This is a genomic window from Streptomyces sp. NPDC047841, assembly GCF_040704085.1.
Taxonomy (GTDB): domain Bacteria; phylum Actinomycetota; class Actinomycetes; order Streptomycetales; family Streptomycetaceae; genus Streptomyces; species Streptomyces argyrophylli.
Genome location: NZ_JBEYRP010000002.1, coordinates 9,853 through 22,587 on the forward strand (window position 1 = coordinate 9,853; position 12,735 = coordinate 22,587).

The following is a 12,735-nucleotide window of genomic DNA, read 5'->3' on the forward strand; positions in this document are numbered from 1 at the left end:
GCGCCCGCTGCCGCCCCCGGACGCGATCGCCGTCGCCCCGGCCACCTTCAACACGATCAACAAGTGGGCCGCCGGCATCTCCGACACCCTCGCCCTCGGCATTCTGTGCGAGGCGTACGGCATGGGCGTCCCGACCGTGGCACTGCCCTACCTGAACTCCGCCCAGGCCGCCCACCCCGCCTACCGGCAGAGCCTGGATCGCCTGCGCTCGATGGGCGTCCTGATCGGCTCCTCCGGACACCACCCGCCGAAGTCCGACGGCGCGGCGGACCGCTTCCGCTGGGAGGAGGCCCTGGAACTGCTGGCCCCCGTCGTCAGCACGGCCAGGTGACGCCGGCGCCGTCGGCACGGCGGGGTGGCGACGGCCCCCGTGCCGGCCGCCCCGGCCGGCCGGCCCGTGGGGACAGCGCGCTGCCGCCACCGCCCGCTGGACGTATGGTCCGTATATGAGTGCCGTCTGGTCCGGCCGGCGCGGTGCCGCGCCGCCGGAGCCGCCCTCTCGCCGCCGCCGGTGCCCCCGCACAGGAGCGTGAAGCGTGTCCGGCACGGCCACCGACGCCCGCTCCCCCGGCTCCGGACCGGAGGCTGTGGACTGCGTCCTGGACCGCTGCACACGCGAGACCGGTGCCTACGCCGGCGGGCTCTACGTCCTCTCCCCGGACGAGCAGGTGCTCCAGCTCGCGGTGCTGGGCGGGATCTCCCGGCGGATCGCCTCGCCCTGGGCCCGCGTCCCGCTGCAGGCCGCGAGCCCGGTGAGCGACGCCGTACGACAAGGAGCCCTGGTGTGGATCGGCAGCCAGGAGGAGCTGGCGCGCCGCTACCCGCAGCTGGCGCTCGTCCTGCCCCACCCGTTCACCATGGTCGCCGCGCCGGTCAGCAGCGGCGCACGGACGTGGGGCGGCCTGGTGCTGCACTGGTCCAGCGCGCACCCCGCCACCCTGAGCGCACAGGAGCGGGCGCTGATCACCGACGCCTGCCGCCGCCTGGGCCCGATCCTGCGGCGGGCCGCCGACAGCGGACGTGTCCTCGCCGGGCCCGAGCCGCGGATCCTGTCCCCGTCGCGCAAGCGTGCCGCCGGACCGGCCGAGGCCCAGGCCGCGGCCGATTTCGCCGAGCGCCTCCCCAGCGGCTGCTGCGCGCTCGATCCGGACGGCCGGATCACCTTCCTCACCACCGCGGCGGCGGAGCTGCTCGGCGCCGGCATTCCCGACCTGCTGGGCGCCCGGCCCTGGGAGGCGCTCGCCTGGCTGGACAATCCGGTCGCCGAAGACCGCTACCGGGCCGCCGTGCTGAGCCGCCGGGCGACGTCCTTCACCGCCCGGCGGCCCCCTGACCAGTGGCTGTCGTTCCACCTGTACCCGGACGCGTCCGGCATCAGCGTGCGCGTCGTCCCCGCGTCCTCGGCCGACGCCGTACCTCCTCCGCATCTGCTGCACCCGGCGCCCGCGGCGGAACCCGGCCGGGCCACGGCGCTCTACCACCTGATGCACCTGGCCGCCACGCTCACCGAAGCGGTCGGCGTCCAGGACGTCGTCGACCGCGTCGCCGACCAGATCCTGCCCGCCTTCGGCGCCCAGGCCCTCGCCCTGATGGCCGCGGAGGAGGGCAGACTGCGGATCATCGGCTTCCGCGGCTACTCCGCCGCGCTGATGGACCGCTTCGACGCGGTTCCCCTGTCGTCCGACACCCCTGCGGTGCACGTCCTGACGACAGGGATCCCGAGCTTCTTCGGCACCTTCGGCGACCTCAGGACGGCCTATCCTCCCGCCGTCCTCCAGGACGACATGGCCGCCTGGGCGTTCCTGCCGCTGATCACCTCCGGACGCCCCGTCGGCTCACTCGTCCTCGCCTACGACCGGCCGCGCGCCTTCCCCACCGAGGAGCGCTCCGTCCTCACCTCGACCGCCGGGCTGATCGCGCAGGCGCTGGACCGCGCGCGCCTCTACGACGCCACGCAGCAGCTCTCCCACGACCTCCAGGCCGGTCTGCTGCCCCGCACCCTGCCCCGCGTCCCCGGCCTGGACGTGGCCGCCCGCTACCTCCCCGCCGGCTACGGCATGGACGTCGGCGGCGACTTCTACGACCTCATCCGCCTAGGCGAGACAACCGTCGCCGCGGCCATCGGAGACGTCCAGGGGCACAACGTCCAGGCCGCCACCCTCATGGGGCAGGTCCGCACCGCCGTCCACGCCTCCGCCGGCGCACCCCCCGGCGAGGTCCTCGCCCGCACCAACCGCCTGCTCACCGATCTCGACGCCGGCCTGTTCACCAGCTGCCTCTACGCCGACCTCGACCTCGTCCGCCACAGCGCCTGCCTGGCCACCGCCGGGCATCCACCGCCGATCCTGCGCCATCCGGACGGCCGTACCGAGATCCTCCGGCTGCCTCCCGGGCTGCTGCTCGGCATCGATCCCGCCGCCGACTACCCGACGGTGAACGTCCCGCTGCTTCCCGGTGCCGTGCTCGCCCTGTACACCGACGGGCTCGTCGAGACCCCCGGCACCGACATCGAGGACGCGATCACGGCCCTCGCCGGCCGGCTCGCCCACGAGCGGAACCAGTCCATGGACGCCCTGGCCGACACCCTCATCACCCACGCCCGCCACACCATGCCCCGCAGCGACGACGTCGCCCTTCTCCTGATCGGCCCGCAGGGGAGGTGCGCACCGGGTGCGCGCTGATTCCTCGACGACGTGACCGCTCCGAGCGCCTCCGCCTTACCGCACGAGCGGCCTCCGCATCCCCCTTCTTGTTAAACTGACAGAAACCCAAGTACCGTAGGCGGCATGCAAGCTGACGCGTGGTCACCCCCGCCTGTGCTCCTGACGGTCGATCTCGTGATCCTGACGCTGCGCGAGGGGCAGCTGTGTGTCCTGCTCGTGGAGCGGGGCGAAGATCCTTTCCAGGGCATGCCGGCTCTGCCCGGCGGATTCCTCAATCACGCCGGCGAGGAGATCCTGGACGCCGCCCACCGTGAGTTGAGTGAGGAGACCGCTCTGACTGCCGGATGGGTGCATCTCGAACAACTGGCCATCTACGGGGACGTAGGCCGTGATCCAAGGGGACGAGTCGTTTCCGTGGCCCACTTGGCGATCGCGCCGGGGCTCCCCGAACCGGTCGCGGGAACGGATGCCACGGATGCCGCGTGGGTTCCCGCGGAAGCCGTCCTGTCCGGTGAAGTGGAACTGGCCTTCGATCACCGCTCGATCGTGACGGACGGAATCGAACGCGCGCGTACCAAGCTCGAATCCTCGGCGCTCGCCACGGCGTTCTGCGGAGAACTCTTCACCATAGCTGAGTTGCAGCAGGTGTACGAGGCGGTGTGGGGCACCGAACTCGATACCCGTAATTTCTACCGGAAAGTCCAGGCCGTGGAGGGATTCATCATTCCCGCCGACTCCGGACGCAGGAGCACGGGAGGACGGCCCGCCCGGCTGTACCGGGCCGGTCCCAAGAAGGTGTTGTTCCCGCCGCTGATCAGACCTGTGCCGTCTACAACGGAAGAGGGCACGAGAGAGGAAGGGGAATAGATGTCGAAAGACCTGGTGGTGATCCTCACCGCCCTCAATCTTGAATACCAGGCCGTGCACCGGAAACTGACCGACGTACAGGTACACCGTCATGAGCGCGGGACGCTGTTCGAGGTGGGAACCGTGCGGGGCACTTCGTGTCGTGTCGCGCTCGGCCTGACGAACAAGGGGAATCACTCCGCCGCGGTGATCGCGGAGCGCGCGATACAGGAGTTCTCGCCGGTGGCCGTGTTGTTCGTCGGCGTCGCCGGTGCGCTGTGGGACACCGCCAGGCTGGGCGACGTGGTGATGGCGACACACGTGTACGCCTACCACGGCGGGACCAGCGAGGACGACGGGCTCAAGTCCCGTCCCCGGGTGTGGGAGACGGCGCACGGCATCAGTCAGCTCGGCTCGCATCTGGCTCGCGTGAACGACTGGGCCGACGACACGCCCGGTCAAGGGCGCGCCCCGCAGGTGCGCTTCGGCGCGATCGCCGCCGGGGAGGTCGTACAGAACTCGAAGATTTCCGCCGAGGCACGGTGGATCCGGCAGCACTACAACGACGCGCTCGCGATCGAGATGGAGGCGGCCGGCGTGGCGCAGGCCGGTCATCTCAACGGGGCACCGGTCGCCATCATCCGGGGAATCAGCGACCGGGCGGACGGTACGAAGAACAGTGCGAAGGACCGTGACCGGCAACCACGGGCCGCGGCGAACGCGGCGGCGTTCGCCACACGGCTGGCCGTGGAACTCGTGAGGGAACAGGAGCAGACCGCAGTGTCCCAGGCAGACAGGCCCCCCACAGCCGACAGACTCGAAGAGCGCGTCAGCAACACCGCCCACAACAGCACCGTCGGCATCATGGCCGGCTCCGTCAAGGGCAGTAGCGTCTACGTGAACGCGGACCCGAAGGTGGCCGGTCCGGCGGACCTGGTCGCGGAACTGGACGCTTTCCGTGAGCACCTGAAGCGTCACCACGCCGGGGGCGCTCTCGACGACGACACCTACCGGGAGGCACTGGCCGAGCTGGGCTTCGCCCGCCGGGCGGCAACGGAGAAGGCCCCCGAGCCGTCCAAGAGGGCGACCATGGCGCTCAAGAGGTTACGCGGTCTGGTCGCCGAGTTTCCCGAACTCGTGTCCACGCTGGCGCCGCTGGTCGTCGCGGCGGGTGACTTGTCATGATCGACGGCAGCCATGTCACGCAGAATTCGGCCGCATACGACTCCACCGTCGGAATCCAGGCCGAGACCGTGCACAACTCCAACGTCTACTTCGTCCATCCTGATGCGTCGCCTCAGGAGAAGTACAAGGTCGGTGTGCGGTTCCTTCAGGACGGCATTCCCAGCCGTGCTCGCGACATGATCAGTGACGCGATCGCCCACGGATACGACAACGCGGAAGTCCGTTTCCACGGGGTGCTCGCCATGCTCAGTGGACGCGCCTACCACGACCTCGGCACCGAAGAAATCCGGTGGCTGCACCAAGCCTCCGGGCTCGTAGGAGCCTACGCCGAGGGAGAGTGGAAGGACGCTCTGCGCGTCGCTTTCGAACTGCTGGCGACGCTCAGCACGGCGGACGGCGAAGCAGGACGGGTAGGGGAGCGGTTGCGAGCCCTGTCACCTCACCGGCGGGACGAGATCCTCCACCACTTCGACCTCGTGCTCACCGGGGGGCTGAAGGACAGCCTGTGGGCCGAGAACCGCGAACGGGCCGAGGCGGCTCGCTTCGGCAACGGCCGGATCCAACGGGTCTGGGCCTATTTCGAACCCGACCCCATCGGGCCACGGGCCCTGCCGCCCCGCCCGAGCACCGCTGCCGCCGCCCAGGCGGCCATCCCGGTCCGAGTCGGTCTGTTCGTCGTCGTGACCGCGTTCCTCTGTGTCGTGTCCCTGATCGCGGATCCGGCCGCGGCAGCCGTCGAGTTACTGGTGGCGCTCGGCGCGGGCGCGACCGCGACGCACTTCGGCAGCCGATGGTGGTACCAGGAGCACCAACTGAGGGCCAGGAACCGTATGTTCCAGGTGCCGCACCCGCGCGATCCCGCCTCGCCCGGGGACGGGTTCACCAACCGTGTCCGCCATTCGTTCGACCACTACTTCAGTGTGCGTGTGCCTCATGGACTGGCCCCGCACGAATGGCTCGGTCTTACCAGCCACATCCGCGACAGCCTCGTCGCCGAGATCGCGGTGCTCTACCGCGAGAGCCGAATCAGCGTGGACCGGGTCAACTGGCTGATCCGCCATCTCGCCGAGGACGCCCGGGACCGGTACAGCACAGGCACTCTGTTCGACCGCCGCCACCAGAACCAGACGTCGGCGTCGGCGAAGGCGCTGTGTGTGGTGGCCCTCGTCATCCTCGGCTTCACGACTCTGGCCCTGCTCGGCACGGTGGCCTCAGGTGCCGGTGCGTCGCACATGGTGCTGGCCGTCCTGGCCGTGGTCGGCGTGGTCTGGTCCGGACGCGCGGCTGCGTCCTCGTGGCTGGAGGCCCGGGGCGAGGAGCGCCGAGTGGCCGAGGAGACCCAGGAGTACCAGGAGCGGCTGGCCGCGCGGCAAGCGGCGTACCAGAACTGGAAGTCGTTCCTGGACGCCACGCGGCCCAGCGAGCTGGAAATGGAGACCTGGCTCACCTGCGACAAGACGCTGTTCGTCGACGAAGCACTCCGCCACTACCAGCTCACCTGGAGCGACCTGATCACCCACACCATCCTGGTGACACCCGCACGCCCCTACAGGCGGGGGCGGGTGAAGGGCGGCCCCTGGCGGTACTCGCGCTACAACTTCCGTCTCTTCCTGGTCACACAGGACGGCGTTCGTGAGATCAGCGCGGACTTCGATTTCACCGACGCGAAACGCGGGACCAGGCAGCGAAGCAACTACCGGTTCGACGCGTTGTCCTCCGTACAGGTCACAGAGCGCAGCGAGGTCGGCTACGACCTGGAGCTCATCCTCACCAACGGGCCGTCCAGGAACATTCGTGTCGCGGACGCCGACACCCATCAACTCGCGCCGGACGAGAACGCCCAGGAGATCTCCGAAATCAACCTCAGCGCGGCCGGTTTCATCCACACCTTCCGCCTCCTGGAAGGAATCGCGGCGGACGGAAAGGGCTGGATCGAACGAAACCATCCCAAGAACCTGCCGACCTTGCGCGCTGTCGGCTGAGTCGCCGGGGCCTTGGGAGGGCTGCCTCTTCGGGGCGGGCAGGGGCCGGAGCCCTGCCCGCCCACTCCTGTAACCGGGCGACAGCCGACGTAGCCTGCCGGAACCGCGCTACTGCAGCCGCCGACTGGGAGTGCCCGCGTGACCGAGCCGACCGCCCCGGACAAGAAGCCCTTCCTGTACGTCGTCGTGTGCGCGGCAGGCGTGGCCCGTGACGTCGGCAAGCTGATCACCTCCGATCAGGAGGCGCATTGGGACGTCGGCGTCGTCGCCACACCGCAGGGCCTCGGCTTCATCGACGCGGAGGCGGTCGAGGCCCGGACCGGCTACCCGATCCGCTCCGCCTGGCGCTCACCGGGAGACCCGCGCCCGCTGCCGCCCCCGGACGCGATCGCCGTCGCCCCGGCCACCTTCAACACGATCAACAAGTGGGCCGCCGGCATCTCCGACACCCTCGCCCCTGGGCATTCTGTGCGAGGCGTACGGCATGGGCGTCCCGACCGTGGTCCTGCCCTGCCTGAACTCCGCCCAGGCCGCCCACCCCGCCTACCGGCAGAGCCTGGACCCGATATGGGGGATGGGTGTCCTGATCGGTTCCTGCGAACCGCACCGGCCGAGGGCCGGCGGCGCGGCGGATCGCCCGACGGGCCTACGTCCGTGCTCCTGGACGCGGGGGCGAGCAACAAGGCGCTCTCCGAGTACCTCGGCCACTCGGACCCGGGCCTCACGCTCGAGGGCGGGGTCCGGAAAACCCCGCCGTCACCCAATAACCCCTGCTCAGGGCCACACAAGGCAATAAGGCTGGTGCCCCGCCTCGTGCAGCCGGTGCGAGAAGTCCTGCCACTCGTGCAGCAACTGGTACACGTTGAACGCGTCCCGCGGGCCGCCCCGGTCGGGGACCGTCGACCAGATGAAGGCCGCCGCGCCGACCGCTTCCTCGCCGATGCCGCGGAGGGGGTCGACGACCGTCATGGGGAGTTTGACGACCGCGTAGTCGGGGTGCAGGACGACCAGTTCCAGGGGTGGCACCTTGTGCAGGGGGACGCCCTCGATGCCGGTCAGCACCATCGCGGCCATCGTCTCCGGCTTGATCTTGGTGAACATGCCGTTCATGCCCAGCTCGTCGCCGCCGAGTTCTTCGGGACGCATCGAGATGGGGACGCGGGCCGCGGTCGCGCCGTCCGGCGCGCCGAAGTATTTGTACGTCACCCCCACCCGACCACCATTCCTGCTCCCCGCCCGGAGGCGGTCGGCCCGCTGGTCGAGCCGGCGGTCGAGATCCCGGTCGATCTGCCGGTCGTACCGCTCGGGCTCGCCCGGTACACCCTGTGTCTGCCGTGCGTCGGTCTGACGTGTCTCGGTCGTTTCCTCCGCGTCGCGCCGGTGCCTTCCCCGCCGGGCACGTCGAGGACCCAGGTCATCAGTCCCCTCGCCCAGTCCGCCACCGCGATGCATATCTCCACCCGACTGCTTTTCTAGGACGCGTGGCCCCCGCCGCGCAACCCGATCATCGTGTCAGTGACCTCCCCCACGGCCGCCCGCCGAAACGTGCGGTGGAACAACAGTCCACGCGGGGGGATTCCCGGCCCTGATCATCCGGCCCCTGATGAGTACGTGCGTATGGGCTCTGTGTATCAGGTGTCAGTCTCGCAGATGAGGGATGGCCTCGCTGTGATCTTGGGACCCGCCGCGTCCGAGAACGACCGTTGCCGCCTCCGTCTCGCGCCCGCCACCGCCTCCGTCTCGCGACCGCCACCGCCCGTGATCGGCACCTCCACCGCGGTCCGGCCGGGGCTCCGCGCGGGGTTCGGCCTACCCTGAGGAGGTCACCCCGCAACCGGAGTCCGAGAAGCCGGAGTAGCCGCACGTCATGAGTGCCATGAGCGAAACGCCCTATCCCTACGACGCGCCCGTGTCACAGGCGCTCTTCGACCGTGCCTCCGTCGTCACCCCGGGCGGCGTCAACTCCCCGGTGCGCGCCTTCCGCGCCGTCGGCGGTACGCCCCGGTTCATGGTGTCGGGCAAGGGGGCCTACCTCACCGACGCCGACGGACGCGAGTACGTCGACCTGGTGTGCTCCTGGGGGCCCATGATCCTCGGGCACGCGCACCCCGAGGTCATCGCCGCCGTCCAGGAGGCCGTGGCCCGCGGTACGTCCTTCGGCACGCCCGGCGAGGGCGAGGTCGCGCTCGCCGAGGAGATCGTCGCCCGGGTGGCGCCCGTGGAGCAGGTGCGGCTGGTCAGCAGCGGCACCGAGGCGACCATGTCCGCCATCCGGCTCGCCCGCGGGTTCACCCGGCGGTCCAAGGTGATCAAGTTCGCCGGGTGCTACCACGGGCACGTCGACTCGCTGCTCGCCGCGGCCGGCAGCGGGGTCGCCACCTTCGCGCTGCCGGACACGCCCGGTGTCACCGGCGCCCAGGCCGGCGACACGATCGTGCTGCCGTACAACGACCTGGAGGCCGTGCAGGAGGCCTTCCACCGGCACCCCGGGGAGATCGCCTGCGTGATCACCGAGGCGTCGCCGGGCAACATGGGCGTCGTGCCGCCTGACCCCGGCTTCAACCAGGCCCTCAAGGACTCCTGCCGGCGCAACGGCGCCCTGTTCATCTCCGACGAGGTGATGACCGGCTTCCGCACCAGCCGCGCCGGGTGGTACGGCGTCGAGGGCGTCGCGCCCGACCTGATGACCTTCGGCAAGGTCATGGGCGGTGGCTTCCCGGCCGCCGCGTTCGGCGGGCGCGCCGATGTGATGGCCCACCTCGCCCCCGCCGGGCCGGTGTACCAGGCCGGCACCCTCTCCGGTAACCCCGTCGCCACCGCCGCCGGTCTCGCCCAGCTGCGGCTGCTCGACGACGCCGCCTACGACAAGGTCGACGCCGTCGCCGAGCAGATCCGGACGCTCGTCAGCGAGGCGCTGTCGAAGGAGGGCGTCGCGCACCGGGTGCAGAGCGCCTCCAACATGTTCTCCGTGTTCTTCACGGACCGGCAGGTGCGCGACTACGAGGACGCCAAGCGGCAGCAGTCGTACCGTTTCACCGCGTTCTTCCACTCGATGCTGGCGAACGGCGTCTACCTGCCGCCGTCGTCCTTCGAGTCCTGGTTCGTGTCCACGGCCCACGACGAGCGGGCCCTTCAGAAGATCGCCGACGCCCTTCCGGCGGCGGCCCGGGCGGCTGCGGAGGCCACGGCAGAATGAGCGACAGCAGCAAGGACGTCACCGTCGTCCACCTCATGCGGCACGGCGAGGTCGCGAACCCGGACGGGGTCCTGTACGGGCGGCTGCCCGGCTACCACCTGTCCGAGCTGGGCCGGCAGATGGCCGAGCGGGTCGCCGAGCACCTCGCCCCGCGGGACGTCACCTACGTCTGCGCCTCCCCGCTGGAGCGGGCGCAGGAGACCGCCACGCCGATCGCCAAGGCGCACGGGCTGGATCTCGACACCGACGAGCGGCTGATCGAGGCCGAGAACGCCTTCCAGGGCAAGACGTTCGGCGTCGGCGACGGCGCACTGCGCAATCCGGACAACTGGAAGCACCTCGTCAACCCGTTCCGGCCGTCCTGGGGCGAGCCGTACGTGGACCAGGTGGTGCGGATGATGGGCGCGCTGAACACGGCCAAGGACCGGGCCCGCGGGCACGAGGCGGTGCTGGTCAGCCATCAGCTGCCGATCTGGATCGTGCGCTCGTACGTGGAGCGGCGCCGGCTGTGGCACGACCCGCGCAAGCGGCAGTGCACGCTCGCCTCCCTGACGACTTTCACATATCTGGGTGACAAGATCGTGTCCGTGGGCTACAGCGAGCCCGCCATCGACCTGGTCCCCGTGCACCTGCGCGCCGGCGCCAAGCCCCAGAAGGGGAAGGGCACCGCCCAGGGGAAGGCGTTCGGCGCCTGACCGGGTTCACTCGTCACTGACGGTCCGTTTGGTATCGCTTAGCGCACTTTTGCGGTTTCCGTTACGAAAAACACAAGAATCTGCGGAACCTCCCCGATCGTCCTGCCCTCTGACTGGGTGACCAGCAGGCAGCGACGAATCGGGGATTTCCATGCCCACCTTCTCCCGGACCTTCTCCCGGCGGGGAATGCTCGGCCTCGGCGCGGGCGCGGCGGCCGCCGCCTCGCTCGCCGGCTGCGGGAGCCTCACGTCCTCGGACGGCGGCGGTCACCGGAACGGTTCCGGCCAGGGCCAGCCCGGGCGGGGCGACGGTGACGGGAAGGGGAGCACCGCGCATCCGGCGCGGCCCATCGGTGACGGCTCCACCTCCTTCACCGGCAGGCAGCCGCACCAGCCGGCCAAGCCCGAGCCGCTGGAGCCGGGACAGACCCCGCCCCAGTTCGTGATCTTCTCCTGGGACGGCGCCGGCGAGGTCGGCAACGGGCTCTTCCCGCGCTTCCTGGACCTGGCCAAGGAGCACGGCGCGTCCATGACCTTCTTCCTCTCGGGGCTGTACCTGCTGCCCGAGTCGAAGAAGCGGCTGTACGAGCCGCCGAACAACCCGCGCGGCGCCTCCGACATCGGCTACCTCACCGACGAGCACATCAAGGCCACGCTGACGAACGTGCGGCGGGCCTGGCTGGAGGGGCACGAGATCGGCACCCACTTCAACGGGCACTTCTGCGCCGGTACGGGCACGGTCGGCAACTGGACCCCGCAGCAGTGGGAGAGCGAGATCCGGCAGGCCAAGGCGTTCGTGAAGGAGTGGCGGACCAACACCGGCTGGACCGACCTGCCCGCGCTGCCGTTCGACTACGACAAGGAGCTGGTCGGCGGCCGTACGCCCTGCCTGCTCGGCCAGAACAACCTGCTGCCCACCGCCCGGAAGCTGGGCTGGCGCTACGACGCCTCCTCGCCGGGCGGCCGTCAGGTGTGGCCGGAGAAGAAGCTGGGGATCTGGGACCTGCCGTTGCAGCAGATACCCTTCCCCGGACGTCCCTTCGAGGTGCTGTCCATGGACTACAACATGCTCGCCAACCAGTCCCTGAACTCCACCAAGGCGCCCGCCTACAACTACCCCGGCTGGCGCAAGCAGTCGGCGCAGGCGTACATCCAGGGATTCCAGCGGGCGTACGAGACGAACCGGGCACCGTTCTTCGTCGGCAACCACTTCGAGCAGTGGAACGGCGGCATCTACATGGACTCCGTCGAGGAGGCCTTCAAGCACATCGCGCGCGAGAAGGAGAAGGGCGCCGACGTGCGGCTGGTCTCCTTCCGGCAGTTCGTGGACTGGATGGACGTGCAGAAGCCCGAGGTGCTGGCCAGGCTGCGCACGCTCGGGGTCGGGCAGCGGCCGGCGGGCGGCTGGAAGGAGTTCCTGCGGGCCGGCGGGTCCGCCTCCTCCGACGCCGCCTGACGTCGCCACCGGCCGGGCGGTATGTCGGGAACGTCCCGTGTAAATACGCCCTGAAATGCGGTTTTCCGCCCGGCAGGGGGGCGCGCGAGATCCCCGGAACAGGCATGCGAAACTTTTCACATGAGTACCCGTAGCCGCGCCGTCCTGCTCAGCGCCGTGGCCGCCGTCGCGGCCCTGTCCCTGTCCGCGTGCGGTAAGGGCGGCACCTCCGGAGGCGGGGGCGACACCCACTTCGTCACCGGCAACAACGGCATCGACACCGTCCCCGCCGGCAAGCGCGCCACGGCCCCGGACCTGTCGGGCAGGACCATCGACGGCAAGACTCTGAACGTCGCCGACTACAAGGGCAAGGTCGTCGTCGTCAACGTCTGGGGCTCGTGGTGCGGGCCGTGCCGCGAGGAGGCGAAGTACTTCGCCAAGGTCTCCAAGGAGTACCAGGACAAGGGCGTCCAGTTCGTCGGCGTCAACACCCGGGACACCAGCACCACCCCGGCCGTGAACTTCGAGAAGGAGCACGGCGTCGAGTACCCGAGCCTGTACGACCCCACGGGCAAGCTGATGCTCCGCTTCAAGAAGGGCACCCTCAACCCGCAGATCATCCCCTCCACGCTCGTCATCGACCGGCACGGCAAGGTCGCCGCGCGGGCCCTGGAGGCGCTCGACGACACGGGCCTGCTGAAGATGCTCAAGCCGGTCCTCGCGGAGAAGTGAC

10 protein-coding genes and 1 pseudogene are annotated in these 12,735 nt (G+C 70.1%); 10 read left to right on the forward strand and 1 reads right to left on the reverse strand.

The window, feature by feature from the left end; translation table 11 throughout:
* From AB0947_RS02565 to AB0947_RS02590, 6 genes and pseudogenes are all read left to right on the forward strand, one after another.
* Positions 1 to 331, forward strand: a 331-nt coding sequence (locus tag AB0947_RS02565) for a flavoprotein (protein ID WP_366748448.1), incomplete at its 5' end; no start/stop codon positions are given.
* Between the two features lie 205 nt (positions 332 to 536).
* Positions 537 to 2,681: a SpoIIE family protein phosphatase gene (locus tag AB0947_RS02570; RefSeq protein ID WP_366748449.1), complete on the forward strand. Its 2,145-nt coding sequence runs from the start codon at positions 537 to 539 to the stop codon at positions 2,679 to 2,681.
* 105 nt (positions 2,682 to 2,786) lie between these two features.
* Positions 2,787 to 3,530 (forward strand): NUDIX domain-containing protein, encoded by a 744-nt coding sequence (locus AB0947_RS02575; protein ID WP_366748450.1) that lies wholly within the window; start codon positions 2,787 to 2,789, stop codon positions 3,528 to 3,530.
* Positions 3,531 to 4,694, forward strand: a complete 1,164-nt coding sequence (locus AB0947_RS02580) for a 5'-methylthioadenosine/S-adenosylhomocysteine nucleosidase (RefSeq protein ID WP_366748451.1) — start codon at positions 3,531 to 3,533, stop codon at positions 4,692 to 4,694.
* On the forward strand, positions 4,691 to 6,676 hold the full coding sequence (locus tag AB0947_RS02585; RefSeq protein WP_366748452.1) for a hypothetical protein: 1,986 nt from the start codon (positions 4,691 to 4,693) through the stop codon (positions 6,674 to 6,676). Before AB0947_RS02580 ends, AB0947_RS02585 begins: the two co-directional genes overlap by 4 nt.
* Before the next feature lie 138 nt (positions 6,677 to 6,814).
* Positions 6,815 to 7,313: pseudogene (locus tag AB0947_RS02590) on the forward strand (flavoprotein); the annotation flags it as partial.
* 137 nt (positions 7,314 to 7,450) lie between these two features.
* Here the strand turns inward: AB0947_RS02590 and AB0947_RS02595 are convergent.
* Positions 7,451 to 7,888: a hypothetical protein gene (locus AB0947_RS02595; RefSeq protein ID WP_003974483.1), complete on the reverse strand. Its 438-nt coding sequence runs from the start codon at positions 7,886 to 7,888 to the stop codon at positions 7,451 to 7,453.
* A 664-nt stretch (positions 7,889 to 8,552) separates the two neighbouring features.
* On the opposite strand from AB0947_RS02595, the gene hemL reads away from it, so the two are divergent.
* The 4 genes from hemL to AB0947_RS02615 all read left to right on the forward strand — a co-directional run bounded on the left by hemL (position 8,553) and on the right by AB0947_RS02615 (position 12,734).
* The gene (hemL, locus tag AB0947_RS02600) at positions 8,553 to 9,872 is read left to right on the forward strand and encodes a glutamate-1-semialdehyde 2,1-aminomutase (RefSeq protein ID WP_366748453.1); all 1,320 of its coding nucleotides are present in this window, start codon (positions 8,553 to 8,555) and stop codon (positions 9,870 to 9,872) included.
* Positions 9,869 to 10,567 carry a histidine phosphatase family protein gene (locus AB0947_RS02605; RefSeq protein WP_366748454.1) on the forward strand — a complete coding sequence of 233 codons (699 nt, stop codon included), beginning with the start codon at positions 9,869 to 9,871 and terminating at the stop codon, positions 10,565 to 10,567. The genes hemL and AB0947_RS02605 overlap by 4 nt, the downstream gene beginning before the upstream one ends.
* A 151-nt stretch (positions 10,568 to 10,718) precedes the next feature.
* Positions 10,719 to 12,023 (forward strand): hypothetical protein, encoded by a 1,305-nt coding sequence (locus tag AB0947_RS02610; protein WP_366748455.1) that lies wholly within the window; start codon positions 10,719 to 10,721, stop codon positions 12,021 to 12,023.
* Between the two features lie 120 nt (positions 12,024 to 12,143).
* Positions 12,144 to 12,734, forward strand: a complete 591-nt coding sequence (locus AB0947_RS02615; protein ID WP_366748456.1) for a TlpA disulfide reductase family protein — start codon at positions 12,144 to 12,146, stop codon at positions 12,732 to 12,734.
* Position 12,735 lies beyond the last annotated feature (1 nt).